Genomic DNA, 15334 nt, shown 5'->3' on the forward strand with positions numbered 1-15334 from the left:
TCACACCCACCACACACCCACGACGCACCCGGCACGTCGGCCACCGCCCCGCACACCGGTCGACCCCATGCCACGCCGACGTATCAACTCCCGCATGGAATACCCTGGTTGACGCATGATCCACAGCGACCCACCGACCCTTCGGAGCTACTCGTGCCCCAGGACCGTCCACTGATCGACAGTGACTCACCGCACTCGGCCCGCATCTGGAACTACTGGCTCGGCGGCAAGGACTGCTACGAGGTCGACCGCGAGGTAGGTGACGCCATTCAGCAGGTCAACCCCGGGATCGTGCGGGTGGCCCGCGCCCAGCGCGCCTTCCTGGCCCGCACCGTCTCCCACCTCGTACGGGACGTGGGCATCGACCAGTTCCTCGACATCGGCACCGGACTGCCCACCATCGACAACACCCACGACGTGGCGCAGCGGCACGACCCCACGGCACGCATCGTCTACGTCGACCACGACCCCGTCGTGCTGCGGCACGCGGAGGCCCTGCTGACCAGCACTCCGCAGGGAGCCACCGACTACATCGAGGCCGACCTCACCGACCCCGCCGACATCCTCCGGCAGGCCGCGGACACGCTGGACTTCACCCGCCCCGTCGCCCTGATGCTGCTCGGGGTCGTCGCCCATGTCACCGACGATCGCGCCTACCCGATCGTCGAGGAGCTCAAGAACGCACTGCCCGGCGGCAGTCACCTGGTTCTGTGCGACAGCACGGAGGTGTACCACCCCGAGGCCACGCGGGCGATGGTCGAGCAGTGGAACAGCACCAGTGACAACCCGCGCACCAATCGCACCCCCGAGCAGATCGGCCGCTTCTTCGAGGGATTCGAGCTGGTCGAACCGGGTCTGACCTCGGTGTCCCAGTGGCGCCCCGACGACGTCGAGGGTGAACTCCCGGAGCCCGTCAGCAGCTTCGGTGGCATCGGACGCAAGCCCTAGAGCACGTCAACACGCCAACTCCCGTACCGTAAAAGGTGACCGATCTGTGCTGACGTGCCACGCGATGGGCACCCGGGTGAGTACCATCCGGCCCTACGGCACACACGTACACACACCGACAGATCCTCCTTGCCACGAAAGCGAGTCACCATGTCGGACACCACGTCCCAGACCGAACTCAAGTCCCGCTACGCCGACCGGATCCGCGACGACATCGCGCAGAACGAGGGCGAGTTGAAGCGGATCAGCGAGGAAATCTCGTCTCTGCAGGCGGAGTTGGGCACACTCGAGGAGAACCGCACGCTCCTGGAGAGCATGCTGAACTCTCTCGGCACCGGCGCTCTGCCGACCCTGCCCGCGCCCGCCGCCGAGAAGGCGGTCGGCAAGGCGGCGGGCAAGCTTCCGCGGCAGAAGTCGCGGGAGACGACAACCGCCAAGCCCGCGCAGGCCAAGAAGGCCGCGGCCGGAGCCCCGGCGAAGGCGGCCAAGCAGGCGAAGCCCGCCAAGGCCGCGGCCACCACCAAGCCGGCCGCGCCCGCGGCCGAGAAGAGCGAGCCGCAGGGCTCCACGCTCGTCGAGCTGATCGTGTCCCAGCTGGACGCCGACACCAGCCCCCGCTCGGCCGCCGAGATCACCTCGACGCTGCAAAAGACGCACCCGAAGCGGGAGTTCAGCACCAAGGTCGTCCGCAACACGCTGGAGGCCCTGGTCGCCAAGGCCCGCGCCGAGCGCACCCGCCAGCAGCGCTCGGTGTTCTACGTCGCCGTGCCCGGTCCGGGCGCGTCCGCGAAGGGAGCCACCGACAGCAAGAGCGGTGCGGACACCAAGACCGGTCAGGACAAGGCGGTGGAGAGCAAGGCCGGGGCGAAGGACGGCGCCGCGTGACCGCGTGACACCCCGCCCGTCGCCTGCGCGATGAGTTTCGTTCGCCGTGGCAGTCTCACAGTTGTCGATCACGCAGAAGGAGCGCCGTGAAACAGCAACTGCTGAAGGTCCAGAATTTCAACGTGTCCGCGGACGGCTTCGGCGCCGGCCAGGGCCAGAGCCAGGAACGGCCGTTCGGCCATGCCGACCCTGGGCAGATGTTCGCCTGGACCGGGGCCACGGCGAGCTGGCCCAACCGCACGGAGCCGGGAGGTTCCCGCGGCATCGACGACTATCTGGCGCGGGACTTCCACCACGGCATCGGCGCAGAGATCATGGGGCGGGGGAAGTTCGGGCCCCAGCGCGGGCCCTGGCAGGACGACGAGTGGCGGGGGTGGTGGGGCGAGGAGCCGCCGTTCCACACCCCGGTGTTCGTCATGACCCACCACACACGCCCGTCTATCACGCTCTCCGACACCACGTTCCACTTCGTCGACGCCGACCCCGGCACCGTCCTCAAGCAGGCCAGGGTGGCGGCGGAGGGCCAGGACATCCGGCTCGGCGGCGGAGCCACCGTCATCCGCGAGTTCCTCGAGGCGGACCTCGTCGACACCCTGCACGTGGCGGTCGCGGACGGTGTCGAGCTCGGCTCCGGCTCCAGGCTCTGGAACTCTCCGGACGATCTCCTCGACCGCTTCCACCTCGATGTCGTGCCGAGCCCGACGGGCGGGGTGCGGCACCATCTTTTCTGGCGGAAGTGACGCCCGGCGCGCGTGGGGTCACGTACTCAGTGGTCGCGCGCGTGGAAGGGCTCCGGCTCGATGAGGACACAGCGCGTGCCGGTGTAGATGGTGGGCATGCAGCGATTGCAGTGGATGCACAGCGAGTGCGTGGGCCGGTCCGCTGCGCGGTCCGCGGCGAAGCGGTTGATGAGGTCGGGTTCGCGCAGTAGCGCGCGGCCCATGGCCACGAACTCGAAGCCCTCGGTCATGGCCTGTTCGGCGGTCTCACGGTCCGCGATGCCGCCGAGCAGGATCAGTGGCAGTTTCAGCGCGGCCCGGAACTGACGCGCCGACGGGAGCAGGAACGCCTCCTCGTACGGGTAGGCGCGGATGAACTTCTTGCCGACGCGCTCGATGCCGAACCGCTGCGGCTGGGGGAACGTCGCCGCGAACTGGCGCACGGGCGCGCCCCCGCGGAACAGGTACATGGGGTTCAACAGCGAGCTGCCCGCGGTGAGTTCGAGGGCGTCGACGCTGCCGTCGGCCTCCAGCCAGGCGGCGGTGCGCAGGCTCTCGTCGAGCCAGATGCCGCCGGACACACCGTCGTCCATGTTGAGCTTGGCGGTGATCGCGATCTCGTCGCCGACCTCGTCACGGACCGCGCGGGCCACGCCCCGGGCGACCTTGGCCCGGTTCGCGAGAGCGCCCCCGTACTCGTCTTTTCGCTTGTTGAGTTTCGGGCTGAGGAACGAGCTCGCGAAGTAGTTGTGGCCGAGGTGGATCTCCACCGCGTCGAATCCGGCCTCGACGGCGGTGCGGGCCGCGCGGGCGTGGGCCCGGGTGACGCGCGCGATGTCTTCTCGGGTGGCCGCGCGGGCGAAGCGGAAGGACTGCAGGTTCAGGAAGCGGCTCGGCGCGAGCGCGGGCAGCCCGTTGGACACCGGATCGGCGACGGGGCCCGCGTGGCCGATCTGCGCGGAGATGGCGGCGCCCTCGGCGTGCACGGCCTCCGCGAGCCGGCGCAGGCCCGGGACGGCCTGTGGCCGCATGTGGATCTGGTCGCGTTCGGTGCGCCCCTCGGGGGCGACGGCGCAGTAGGCGACGGTCGTCATGCCGACGCCGCCTGCCGAGGGTCGCCGGTGGTACTCGATGAGTTCGTCGCTGACCAGGGCATCGCGCGTGACACCTTCGAAGGTGGCCGCCTTGATCACTCGGTTGCGCAGGGTGAGGGGGCCGAGCCGCGCGGGGGCGAGCAGGTCGGGTGCGGGCCCGGTGGTGTCGCGGGTGGAGTCTGCTGTGCTCATGGCTGTGCAACTCCTCAACTGTCGGTTCACGGACGGGTGTTGAGGCCCGCCGCGACGAAGGCGATGACCGTGTCCGCCGAAGGGCGCGGTGTGCCGCCCAGCTCGGCGGTGGCCAGCTGCGGCTCCCCGTAGAGCTGGAGCAGCAGGTCGAACGTCATGCGCAGACGGTGCGCGGCCTCGGCCCGGGAGAGGTCGGGCCGTGCGGCGCACAGCAGTGCGCGCCATGACCGATACTCGAACCACCGCTCGTCGAAGGGGAGTTGACGGCGGCTCAGTACGACGCGGGCGAGCAGGTGCAGCAGCATACGGCCGTGCGGCGTCCGGGTCAGTTCGTCGAGCGGTCGCACCAGTACGTCGACGAACTCCTCGACGCGCGGGGCCCTTCCGTCGGCCGTCCCGCGCTCCACGTCGGCGAGCGGCCGCGCCCACAGCGGGCCGAGCCGGCTCTGCAGCAGCGCGGCGACCAGGTCTTCCTTGGTGCCGAAGTGGTAGTGGACCGCGGCCGGGTTCATGCCCGCCGCCGCGTTGACCGCGCGGACCGACACCTGCTCGTACCCCTTGGCGAGGAAGAGCCGCTCGGCGGCGTCGAGCAGTGCCGCCCGTGTGGTGTCGGTGGGCATGGGCACAGGACAGCACGGCCCGGCACACTTTTCAATCAGTGATGGAAACCAGTGCGGGAAACTTCCACCCTGCGGTCGGCAATGCCGAACATATCCACCGAAACTGTTAGACCTCCTGATGATCGGGGACGCAGTGGACATGGACATCGGATACACCTTGATGACCGAGCAGGCGGGGCCCCGCGAGCTGGTGGGCCATGCGGTCGGGGCCGAGGAGGCGGGTTTCGACTTCTCGGTGACCAGCGACCACTACTTCCCCTGGCTGCGTTCCCAGGGCCACTCCCCGTATGCCTGGAGTGTGCTCGGCGCCGTCGCGCAGGCGACGTCGCGGCTGCCGCTGATGACGTACGTGACCTGCCCGACCTTCCGCTACCACCCGGCGGTGGTGGCCCAGAAGGCGGCGACCTTGCAGCTGCTGTCCGAGGGCCGCTTCCGCCTCGGGCTCGGCTCCGGGGAGAACCTCAACGAACACGTGGTGGGCCGTGGCTGGCCGACGGTGGACGTGCGGCACGAGATGCTGGAGGAGGCCGTCACGATCATCCGAGCCCTTTTCGATGGCGGGCATGTCACCCACCACGGCAAGCACTACGACGTCGAGTCGGCCCGCCTGTGGGATCTGCCCGGGTCCGCCCCACCGATCGGTATCGCCGTGTCCGGCGAGCGGTCCTGTGATCTCGCGGGCCGTCTCGCCGATCTGCTCATCGCCACCGAGCCCAAGGCGGACCTCCTCACCGCCTTCGACCGGCACGGCGGCGAGGGCAAGCCGCGCATCGGACAGCTGCCGGTCTCCTACGATCCGGACCGCGGGGCCGCCGTCGCCCGCGCGCACGAGCAGTTCCGCTGGTTCGGCGGCGGCTGGAAGGTCAACTCCGAGCTGCCGCACCCCGATTCGTTCGAGGGCGCGACCCAGTTCGTGCGGCCCGACGACGTCGCCGAGTCGATTCCCTGCGGCGACGACGTGGACACGTTCGTGGAGGCCGCGCGCGCCTTCGCCGAGGCGGGGTTCACCGGTCTCGCCCTGGTCCAGATCGGCGGCGACCAGCAGTACGGCTTCCAGGAGTGGTCCACCAGGAAGCTGCTGCCCGCCCTGCGCGAGACCTTCGGATGACCGGGCGATGACCGAGCGCACACGCGCACAGCCCACCGAGGGCTCGGCGCTCGTCGTGATCGACATGATCAACACATACGACCACGACGACGCGGAGCTGCTGCTGCCCGCGTCCCGCGCCGTCGTCCCGGCCGTCGTGGACCTCCTCGACCGGGCGCGCACGGCCGGCGTTCCTGTGATCTACGTCAACGACAACTTCGGCGAATGGCGCTCGCACCACGGCGAGTTGGTGGAGACGGCGCTCGCCGGGCCGCACGCCGACCTGGTGGAGCCGGTGCGGCCCGACGAGGACTCCCTCTTCGTCGTCAAGGCCCGCCACTCGATCTTCTACGAGACCCCGCTCACGTATCTGCTGTGGGAACTGGGCGTCGGACACATCGTGCTGTGCGGCCAGGTCACCGAGCAGTGTGTGCTCTACTCCGCGCTCGACGCGCACATCCGTCATCTGCGGACCACGGTGCCGCACGACGCGGTGGCCGCCATCCATCCGGAGCTCGCGGACGCCGCGCTGGAGATGATGCGGCGCAACATGGGCGCCCGCATCGCGGCGGCCTCGGAGGTGACGTTCGGGGCCAGGCCTGAGGGCGGGCGGGATCGGCCAGGGACAGGTCGGCCATAGACACGGCGCGAGCTGCTGTGATCTCATCCGTCTCGGCGGACCGGACACCCTCGACGCCGCTCGACGGGCGATGCCTGTACGCGGCAGGTGACCGACCGTCCCGGTCGGCTTGTGACCAGGTGGCCGGCTTGTGCCAGCCTCCCGTCCAGGCCCGAAAGTCGACACACCCCCCATGCAGAAGACCAAGGCCGCGCTCTGGGAGTTCCTCCAGAGCCTCGGCAAGACGTTCATGCTCCCCGTGGCGCTGCTCGCGTTCTGCGGCATCATGCTGGGCATCGGCTCCTCGCTCTCCAGCGAAGCCGTCACCAACAACCTGACCTTCCTCCAGGGCCAGGGCTTCCACCTGGTCTTCACGTGGATGGCCAACACCGGCCAGGTCGCCTTCACGTTCCTGCCCGTGATGTTCGCGATGGCGATCCCCCTCGGGCTGGCCCGCGAGGACAAGGGCGTGGCCGCCTTCTCCGGCTTCGTCGGCTACGCCGCGATGAACCTCGCGGTGAACTTCTACCTCACCGCCAAGGGTGTGGACTTCGACGACGCGAAGGCGATCGCCCACTACGGCATCGCCGATGTCATCGGCATCCAGTCCATCGACACGGGACTCCTCGGCGCGGTCGCCGTCGGCATCGTTGTCAGCCTGCTTCACCAGCGGTTCCGTGCGCAGCGGATGCCCGACGCGCTGGCCTTCTTCGGCGGTCTGCGGTTCGTGCCGATCGTCTCCGCGCTCACGCTGAGCGTGCTCGGCCTGCTCATCCCGCTGGTGTGGCCGACGTTCAACGGCTGGATCACCGACCTGGGTCGCGCGATCGGTCACGCGGGTGTCTTCGGGCCGTTCTTCTTCGGCATGGGCGAGGTGCTGCTGCGCCCGGTGGGCCTGCACCACATTCTCGTCGCCATGTTCCGCTTCACGGACGTCGGCGGTTCCGGCGCGGTGTGCGGGGACCAGGTGTCCGGCGCGCTGAACATGTTCTACGCGCAGCTCAACTGCTCGAAGCCGCCCACGGCCGCCGTCACCGACGCCACCCACTTCCTCTCGCAGGGCAAGATGGCGGCCTACCTCGGCGGTCTGCCGGGCGCCGCGCTCGCCATGTACCACTGCGCCCGCAGGAACATGCGGCCGGAGATCAAGGCGCTCCTGGTGTCCGGCGTCGTGGCCTGCGTCGTCGGCGGCATCACCGAGCCGCTGGAGTTCCTGTTCCTGTTCATCGCGCCGTGGCTGTACCTGCTCCACGCCGTCCTCGTCGGTCTCGGCTTCCTCGCCGCCGCCGTCCTCGGGGTGTTCATCGGCAACACGGACGGCAACGTCATCGACTGGGTCGTCTTCGGCGTCCTGCAAGGGACGACCACCAAGTGGTATCTGATTCCGGTCATCGCCGCGGTGTGGTTCGCCGTCTACTACTTCCTGTTCCGCTGGGCCATCGTGCGCTTCGACCTCAAGACGCCGGGGCGCGAGGACGAGATGGCGGACGAGCCCGCGGAGGATGCGGACGAGTCCGGGGCGCCGCGTGAGCTGATCGCCGGGAAGTACGACGCGGTGGCGATCCTCGCCGCGATCGGCGGCGCCGACAACATCACGTCCCTCGACAACTGCATCACCCGGCTACGGCTGACGGTCGAGGACGCGGAGCGCGTGGACGAGCCGCGCCTGAAGAAGCTGGGCGCCGTCGGCGTCGTGAAACTCGACGCGCACACCGTGCAGGTCGTCATCGGCCCTCAGGTGCAGTCCGTGAAGGACGCCATCGCCACCATGATCCCGGTGGGCTGAACCATGCGACACGCCTCCCCCGACTCCCCCGCCTACGAATTCGACACCGTCGTCGACCGGCACGGCACCTGGTGCACGCAGTGGGACTACGTCGAGGACCGCTTCGGCGTGCCGGGTCTGCTGCCGTTCACGATCTCCGACATGGACTTCGAGACGGCCCCCGAGGTCCTCACGGCGCTGCGCGCCCGGCTCGACCACGGCGTGCTCGGCTACTCCCGCTGGCGCCACGAGGACTTCCTGTCCGCGATCGTCGACTGGTACGCCGCCCGGCACGACACCCCCGTGGACCCGGAGTCGATCGTCTACGGCCCGTCCGTGATCTACCAGGTCGGTCAGCTGCTGCGCCTGTGGTCGCGGCCCGGCGACGGCGTCGTGGCGCACTCACCGACGTACGACGCCTTCCCCAAGACGGTGGCCGCGCACGAACGGCGGCTGCTCACCTGCCCGTTGGACGACTGGGCGGAGCTGGAGCGGCTGCTGTCGCTGCCGGACACCTCGGTGCTGCTGCTGTGCTCCCCGCACAATCCCACCGGTCACGTGTGGCGGGCGGCGGAGCTCGACCGCATGGCGGACATGTGTGCCCGCCACGGAGTGGCGGTCATCAGCGACGAGATCCACTCGGACCTCGCGCACCCGCCGACCGTCCACCGGCCGTGGGCGCTGCACGCGGGCCCCGGCACGCGATGGGCCGTCGTCACGTCCGCGTCGAAGTCCTTCAACATCCCGGCGCTGACCGGCAGTTACGGCATCGTCGGCGACCCCGGCTCCCGCGACGCGTACCTGCGCCGCCTCAAGGAGGCCGACGGCCTGTCGTCCCCCGCGGTGCTGTCCGTGGTCGGCCATATCGCGGCCTACCGGGACGGCGGTGCCTGGCTGGACGCGCTCGGCACGTACCTGCGCGGCAACCTGTCCTACGTGGCCGAGCGCCTGGCCGAGGCGTTCCCCGAGCTGGGCTGGACGCCACCCGAGGCCGGCTATCTCGCCTGGATCGATCTGCGCCCCCTCGGTGTCGACGAGGAGGCGCTCCAGCGCGAGCTGGTCGAGCGGCAGCGGGTGGCGATCATGCCGGGCACCGCGTACGGCGCGACCGGTCATGTGCGGCTCAATGTGGGCTGCCCGCGCTCGAAGGTCGAGCGCGGGGTGAGCGCCCTCATCGACGGTGTACGCGCCGTACGCTGAGGGTCAGCGGACGAGGGCGTACACGCCCCAGCCGAGGAGGCACAGCACCACGATCGCGGTCAGGATCGCGGTGCCCATCCCCGACTGGCTCGCGAGCTCCCGTTCGAGCTCCTTCTCCTTGATGAAGGCCTTCGTGTCCTCTTCGGTGCGTGTACGCACCCAGTGTCCGCTCGCGGGACCGAACATCCCCGTACCTCCCCGTTTTTGAACTGATCCCGTACCTAACCGATACGCGTCGGATCAAACGTTCCGCGGTTCAGGCCCCGGCGCCGCGCAGTTCGGCCAGCGCCGCCGCGGTCAGCGGGCGTGGCGCGGCGTCCGTGTCGGTGCCGACGAGGACGACCGTGCACGCGCAGGCGTGGGTGAGGGCGGTGGTGAAGCTGCCGTCGGCGAACTGGGTGAGCGGGCCGCGCGGCGAGTGCCCGACGGCCACGACGCGGGCGCCGGCGTCCGCCGCGTGCCGGGCCAGCGAGCGGCCGGCGGCGGCGTGGTCCCCGACGCTGTCCAGGACCTGCCCGGTGGCCGCCATGCCCTGGCCCGCGAGCCGGTCGAGGTGTTCCTTCACGGCGGCCCGCGCCTGGGCCAGGTCCTCGGCGTCGGCGGCCTGGTCGTCGACCACGGCGGTCTGCCGGACGTGCACGACCTCCAGCGGGCTGCCGGTGTCCCGGGCGAGGCGCGCGGCCGCGTCGACGATGGCCGGTGCCCGGTCGTGGTCCCCGACGGCGACGACGACGCGCGGGTCGGCGCTCCGGGCCAGCGCTCCCACGGGGGTGAGCGAGGGCTGGACCGGCTCGCCTCCGCCCAGGTTCGCCTCGGCCTGCCCCAGCAGCCGGTGGCCGCTGGCGAGGACCGGGATGGCGAGGAGGAAGGTGAGCGCGGCCAGGTAGAACGGCACGCTCAGGTCCATGGCGTCGGCCAGCTTCCCCGCGACGTACGGCGCGAGGCCGCCGCCGATGAACCGCAGGAAGCCGTACGCGGACGAGGCGACGGGCCGCTCCACCGGTGAGACCAGCATGACGGCCTGTGTGGTGAGCGTGTTGTTGATGCCGATGAAGGCGCCGCTGACGATGACCGCGACGATCACCACGGTGGGCGTCGAGACCCCGGCGGCGATGACCGCCATCACGACGCCGAGGCAGAACAGATTCGCGTACAGGACGGCCGCGGTGCCGAAGCGCGCCTGGAGGCGCGGCGCGAAGTACACGCTGAACAGGGCGACGAGGAGTCCCCAGCCGGTGAAGACGAGGCCGAGTTCATGGGCCTCGAGTTCCATGGGGTACGGCGCGTACCCGAGCATCGTGAAGAAGCCCCAGTTGTAGAGCAGCGCCATGATGCCCATGGTCAGCAGACCGCGGTGGCGCAGCGCCTTGAGCGGGGCGAGCGGCGACGTGATCTTTTTGGGTTTGGGCAGATCGGGGACCAGGACGATGGTGGCGACGAGTGCGATGGCCATGAGGACGGCGACGCCGAAGAACGGCCCGCGCCAGCTGATCGCCCCCAACTCGCCGCCCAGCAGCGGTCCGACGGCGATCCCGAGGCCGAGCGCGGTCTCGTAGAGGATGATCGCGCCGCCGAACCCGCCGCTCGCCGACGCGACGATGACGGCCAGGGAGGTGGCGATGAACAGCGCGTTGCCGAGCCCCCAGCCGGCGCGGAAGCCGACGATTCCGTTGATGGAGCCGGTGGCTCCGGCGAGCGCCGAGAAGACGACGATGACGCTCAGGCCGATGACGAGGGTGCGTTTGGCGCCGAAGCGGCTGGAGAACCAGCCGACGACGAGCATCGCGACCGCCGTGACGATGAGATAGCTGCTGAACAGCAGGGACACCTGGCTGGGCGTGGCATGCAGACTGTCGGCCAGGGCGGGCAGAATCGGGTCGACGAGACCGATGCCCATGAACGAGATGACACAGGCGAACGCGACGGCCCAGACGGCCTTGGGCTGCTTGAAGGGGCTCGTGGTCTTCGACTCCCGCTTATGCATGCAGCCATCATGTATTTACGTGTACACGGAAACAAGATGCCTGCGGGCGAGAAGACGACGACGGGCGCCACTCCCCCGCAGGGAGTGACGCCCGCACGGCGCACGTTCAGGCAGCACGCTTCGGCAGCTTCCAGTTCGGCCGCGGGAAGTGGCAGGTGTACCCCTCGGGGTAGCGCTCCAGATAGTCCTGGTGCTCCGGCTCCGCCTCCCAGAAATCGCCGACCGGCTCGACCTCGGTGACGACCTTGCCGGGCCACAGGCCGCTCGCCTCGACGTCCGCGATGGTGTCGAGGGCGACCTGGCGCTGCGCGTCGTCCGTGTAGTAGATCGCGGAGCGGTAGCTGCGGCCCAGGTCGTTGCCCTGGCGGTCCTTCGTGGTCGGGTCGTGGACCTGAAAGAAGAACTCCAGCAGGTCCCGATACGTGACCGCGGAGGGATCATAGACGATCTCGATGGCCTCGGCGTGGTCGCCGTGGTTACGGTACGTGGCGTTCGGCGTGTCACCGCCGGAGTACCCCACGCGCGTCGACAGCACGCCGGGCCGCACACGGATCAGGTCCTGCATCCCCCAGAAGCAGCCGCCTGCCAGCACTGCCCTCTCGGTTACCTCCGACATACGCCACTCCCTGCACTACCTGACACGACGAACAGATCCAACGGGTGCAACAGCGCGCGACCCACAGATCTTCCAGCTTATGCCGAGCCCCTAAAGCGAAGCTATCGGCCCCCATAAGGTGGCCTTATGAGTCCATAGACCGGACCCGCCTACTTTCTAAGGCTTGCCTTACTTTAGGCTTCCCTTCAAGCACTCGTGGCCCGACCAGCGCGTACGGCCCACGGGAACCACTCGAAGGGAACTTGAACCATGCCTCGCCCCCTGAGGGTCGCCATCGTCGGAGCCGGCCCCGCCGGCATCTACGCCGCCGACGCCCTGCTCAAGTCCGAAGCGGCCTCCGAGCCGGGGGTGTCCATCGACCTCTTCGAGCGCATGCCGGCCCCGTTCGGTCTGATCCGCTACGGCGTCGCGCCGGACCACCCGCGCATCAAGGGCATCGTGAAGGCCCTGCACCAGGTGCTCGACAAGCCGCAGATCCGGCTGTTCGGCAACGTCGACTACCCGCGCGACATCGACCTCGACGACCTGCGTGCCTTCTACGACGCGATCGTCTTCTCCACCGGCGCGACGGCGGACCGGGCGCTCGACATCCCGGGCATCGAGCTCGAGGGCTCCTACGGTGCCGCGGACTTCGTGTCCTGGTACGACGGCCACCCCGACGTCCCGCGCACCTGGCCGCTGGAGGCCGAGAAGGTCGCGGTCCTCGGCGTCGGCAACGTCGCACTCGACGTCGCGCGCGTGCTCGCGAAGACGGCGGAGGAGCTACTGCCGACCGAGATCCCGGCCAACGTGCACGAGGGCCTGAAGGCGAACAAGGCCCTGGAGGTCCACGTCTTCGGCCGTCGTGGCCCCGCGCAGGCCAAGTTCAGCCCCATGGAGCTGCGCGAGCTCGACCACTCCCCGTCCATCGAGGTCATCGTCAACCCCGAGGACATCGACTACGACGAGGGCTCGATCGCCGCCCGCCGCAGCGAGAAGCAGACCGACATGGTCGCCAAGACCCTGGAGAACTGGGCGATCCGCGACGAGGGGAACCGCCCCCACAAGCTGTTCCTGCACTTCTTCGAGTCGCCGACCGAGATCCTCGGCGAGGACGGCCGCGTCGTGGGCCTGCGCACCGAGCGCACCGAGCTGGACGGCACGGGCAACGTCAAGGGCACCGGCAAGTTCACCGACTGGGACCTCGGCGCCGTCTACCGCGCGGTGGGCTACCTCTCCGACGAACTCCCCAAGCTGCCCTGGGACATCAAGTCCGGCACCGTCCCGGACGAGGGCGGCCGGGTCATCCAGGAGAGCGGTGAGCACCTTCAGTCGACGTACGTGACCGGCTGGATCCGGCGCGGCCCCGTCGGCCTCATCGGGCACACCAAGGGCGACGCCAACGAGGCGGTCGCGAACCTGCTCGCCGACCACGCGGAGGGCCGCCTGCAGACGCCGGTCTCGCCCACCCCGGAGTCCGTCGAGGAGTTCCTCGGCGAGCGCGGCATCCGGTTCACGACCTGGGACGGCTGGTACAAGCTGGACGCCGCCGAGAGGGCGCTCGGCGAGCCGCAGGGCCGCGAGCGCGTGAAGCTCGTGGAGCGCGCGGAGATGCTGGACGCCAGCGAGGCGTGACATGACGTGTGAGGGCCCGGCCGGGATCGGCCGGGCCCTCACACGTACCCGCGTGTTCGGTGTGCGTTGGACGACGGGATAAAGTGGCCGACAGGTAGATGTAAAACCCAATCACCTGCCACCCGTTGTGCCCGCCCTGGAGGCGCCGTGCCTCAGATCACCGTCGACTACTCGCCCCGACTCACCGACACCCTCGACCGGGCCGCCCTCGCCACGGCGCTGCACGCCCTGGTCGTGGAGGGCTCCGGCTCGCGCGGCACCTGCAAGACGTTCTTCCGCGCTGCCACGGAGACCTACGTCGTCGGCAGCGAACACGACGACGTGCCGGTCGTGCACGTGGAGGTGGCGCTGCTCCCGGGGCGCAGCGAGCGGACCATGACACGCCTGTCGCAGCGGATCCTGGCGCTGCTCCTGGAGCACGTGGGCGCGGGAGCCGGTGACGACGTGGTGTGCTCGGTCGAGGTGCGCCCCCTCGCGGCGTACAGCCTCTATCCGACCCGCCGCGAGTTCAGCGCCACGACGGGCGCCCGCCACGAGCGCAACGGGTGCACACCGGCCGCTTAGCTCTGCGGGCGCGCCACCTTGCGGACGTCGAACGACTCCAGCCGTTTCCCGGAGCCGTCGACCAACCGCCAGGTGTGGCCCGAGCCGAGGACGAGTTCGTCGCGGCCGTCACCGTCGACGTCGGCCGCCGCCACGAGGTTGCCCGACTGCGGCCCGTGCCACGGCCGCGAGCCGAGGCCCGGCGAGGAGCCGCCGCGCAGGATGTCGACCCGGTCGTGCCCGCCCACCCGGTCGGCGTCGCTGCGGACCGCGAGGTCGTCGCAGCCGTCGCCGTTGACGTCCGCGGCCATCAGGCCGATGCCGAACCCGCCCTTCGGGACACCCCCGTCGATGATGACCGGGGACTCGGGCGCCTTGCCGTAACGGATCGTCACCTTGCCCTTGCGGTCGCGTGGTGCGAACTCGTCGTCCAACGGGACGCCACTGTTCCCGAGCGCGATATCGGGCCTGCCATCGCCGTCGAAGTCGCCGACAGCGACGTTCTCGCCCGTCGGCAGCGACACAGGCCGCGTGGCAAGGCCGCTCGCGGTGTCGGCTCCCCCGCTCAGCAGGCGCGGCGTCTTCGGCTCTCCGGGTTCGTACAACAACAGATCGGTGGCCCGGTCACCGGTCATCTCCGCGGCGAGCAGCCGAACGCCGACGACGGTGCCCGCCGATTCGCTGTAGGGGTCGGCGCGTTCGGTGATCCGCGCGGGTTTGCCGGTCCGTGTGAATGGGCCGTTCAGCACCACGAGGTGATACCCGCCCCGGACGGTGCGGTAGGCGGCCAGGTCGACCCGGCCGTCGCCGTCGAAGTCGCCGGCCACCGGCGGTTCCAGGTAGTCGTAGTGGCCCTTGCTGATCTCCACGGGCTGATCGTCGTGCGGCATCACGATGCGCGTGGCCTTGCGCCCGGGGTCCGGGCCCTGGGGGCCGCCCCACTGCACATGGGCGGTGCCGCCCGCCACGAGGTCGAGGCGGCCGTCGCCGTCGAGGTCGGCGAGGAGCGGGCCGGTCTCCTCGTCGGTCATGTAGTCGTGCTCGGGCAGGTCGAAGTCGGTGGGCGTGAACACCGTGCGCTCGTCGGCCCGCGCACCGTGCAACAGGGCGATCCGGCCGGTCTCGTAGACGTCGCCGTTGCTCGCCGGGACACCGAGCGCCAGGTCCGGGCGGCCGTCGCCGTCGAGGTCGGGGGCGGGTGTGCCCGACCTCTTCGCGGTTGCCGCCGACGCCGCGCAGGCGCTGTCCAGGACCGGCGGGTAGCCCTCGTGGTGACGGGCGCCCGTGGCGGTACCAAGGAGCACCAGGGTGGCGAGGAGACCCATGCCCCGTCGCCACCCCGCACCGCCGCGTGCCTGCGCTGTCGGCTCGGATGTCATGGGCCCACTACAACGCATCCGCCCGCCCGGACTCCAGCGCCGAGATCGCTCCGTTACGTGTGCCTGACC

15 protein-coding genes are annotated in these 15334 nt (G+C 70.0%); 9 read left to right on the forward strand and 6 right to left on the reverse strand.

Going from position 1 to position 15334, the window contains the following annotated elements; genetic code table 11:
• Positions 1-153 precede the first annotated feature (153 nt).
• From ABT004_RS06545 to ABT004_RS06555, 3 genes are all read left to right on the forward strand, one after another.
• Positions 154-948, forward strand: a complete 795-nt coding sequence (locus ABT004_RS06545; RefSeq protein WP_351331888.1) for an SAM-dependent methyltransferase — start codon at positions 154-156, stop codon at positions 946-948.
• A 150-nt stretch (positions 949-1098) separates the two neighbouring features.
• Positions 1099-1833 (forward strand): hypothetical protein, encoded by a 735-nt coding sequence (locus ABT004_RS06550; protein ID WP_351331889.1) that lies wholly within the window; start codon positions 1099-1101, stop codon positions 1831-1833.
• An 86-nt stretch (positions 1834-1919) separates the two neighbouring features.
• On the forward strand, positions 1920-2573 hold the full coding sequence (locus ABT004_RS06555; protein WP_351331891.1) for a dihydrofolate reductase family protein: 654 nt from the start codon (positions 1920-1922) through the stop codon (positions 2571-2573).
• A 26-nt stretch (positions 2574-2599) separates the two neighbouring features.
• On the opposite strand, the gene ABT004_RS06560 is transcribed toward ABT004_RS06555, so the two are convergent.
• A complete protein-coding gene (locus ABT004_RS06560; RefSeq protein WP_351331892.1) occupies positions 2600-3838 on the reverse strand; it encodes an NADH:flavin oxidoreductase in 1239 nt (412 codons plus the stop codon).
• A gap of 26 nt (positions 3839-3864) precedes the next feature.
• On the reverse strand, positions 3865-4458 hold the full coding sequence (locus ABT004_RS06565; RefSeq protein WP_351331894.1) for a TetR/AcrR family transcriptional regulator: 594 nt from the start codon (positions 4456-4458) through the stop codon (positions 3865-3867).
• 118 nt (positions 4459-4576) lie between these two features.
• On the opposite strand from ABT004_RS06565, the gene ABT004_RS06570 reads away from it, so the two are divergent.
• The 4 genes from ABT004_RS06570 (at position 4577) to ABT004_RS06585 (ending at position 9129) form a co-directional block, all read left to right on the forward strand.
• Positions 4577-5566, forward strand: a complete 990-nt coding sequence (locus ABT004_RS06570; RefSeq protein WP_351331896.1) for an LLM class F420-dependent oxidoreductase — start codon at positions 4577-4579, stop codon at positions 5564-5566.
• A 7-nt stretch (positions 5567-5573) separates the two neighbouring features.
• Positions 5574-6185 carry a cysteine hydrolase family protein gene (locus ABT004_RS06575; RefSeq protein WP_351331897.1) on the forward strand — a complete coding sequence of 204 codons (612 nt, stop codon included), beginning with the start codon at positions 5574-5576 and terminating at the stop codon, positions 6183-6185.
• Positions 6186-6357: 172 nt separating this feature from the next.
• A complete protein-coding gene (malX, locus tag ABT004_RS06580) occupies positions 6358-7950 on the forward strand; it encodes a maltose/glucose-specific PTS transporter subunit IIBC (protein ID WP_351331899.1) in 1593 nt (530 codons plus the stop codon).
• 3 nt (positions 7951-7953) lie between these two features.
• Positions 7954-9129, forward strand: a complete 1176-nt coding sequence (locus ABT004_RS06585; RefSeq protein WP_351331901.1) for a MalY/PatB family protein — start codon at positions 7954-7956, stop codon at positions 9127-9129.
• Between the two features lie 3 nt (positions 9130-9132).
• Here ABT004_RS06585 and ABT004_RS06590 read toward each other — a convergent pair whose 3' ends face one another.
• The 3 genes from ABT004_RS06590 to msrA all read right to left on the reverse strand — a co-directional run bounded on the left by ABT004_RS06590 (position 9133) and on the right by msrA (position 11729).
• On the reverse strand, positions 9133-9315 hold the full coding sequence (locus tag ABT004_RS06590; RefSeq protein WP_351331902.1) for a hypothetical protein: 183 nt from the start codon (positions 9313-9315) through the stop codon (positions 9133-9135).
• A gap of 70 nt (positions 9316-9385) precedes the next feature.
• Positions 9386-11113, reverse strand: a complete 1728-nt coding sequence (locus tag ABT004_RS06595) for an MFS transporter (RefSeq protein WP_351331904.1) — start codon at positions 11111-11113, stop codon at positions 9386-9388.
• A gap of 106 nt (positions 11114-11219) precedes the next feature.
• Positions 11220-11729: a peptide-methionine (S)-S-oxide reductase MsrA gene (msrA, locus tag ABT004_RS06600; protein ID WP_351331906.1), complete on the reverse strand. Its 510-nt coding sequence runs from the start codon at positions 11727-11729 to the stop codon at positions 11220-11222.
• Positions 11730-11978: 249 nt separating this feature from the next.
• On the opposite strand from msrA, the gene ABT004_RS06605 reads away from it, so the two are divergent.
• Positions 11979-13343: an FAD-dependent oxidoreductase gene (locus tag ABT004_RS06605; protein WP_351331908.1), complete on the forward strand. Its 1365-nt coding sequence runs from the start codon at positions 11979-11981 to the stop codon at positions 13341-13343.
• A 147-nt stretch (positions 13344-13490) separates the two neighbouring features.
• Entirely contained in the window at positions 13491-13907 is a 417-nt protein-coding gene (locus ABT004_RS06610; RefSeq protein ID WP_351331909.1) for a 5-carboxymethyl-2-hydroxymuconate delta isomerase, read from the forward strand.
• On the opposite strand, the gene ABT004_RS06615 is transcribed toward ABT004_RS06610, so the two are convergent.
• Positions 13904-15265, reverse strand: a complete 1362-nt coding sequence (locus ABT004_RS06615) for an FG-GAP repeat domain-containing protein (RefSeq protein ID WP_351331911.1) — start codon at positions 15263-15265, stop codon at positions 13904-13906. The genes ABT004_RS06610 and ABT004_RS06615 overlap by 4 nt on opposite strands.
• Positions 15266-15334 lie beyond the last annotated feature (69 nt).

This window comes from Streptomyces sp. NPDC002790, from assembly GCF_040295505.1.
Lineage (GTDB): Bacteria > Actinomycetota > Actinomycetes > Streptomycetales > Streptomycetaceae > Streptomyces.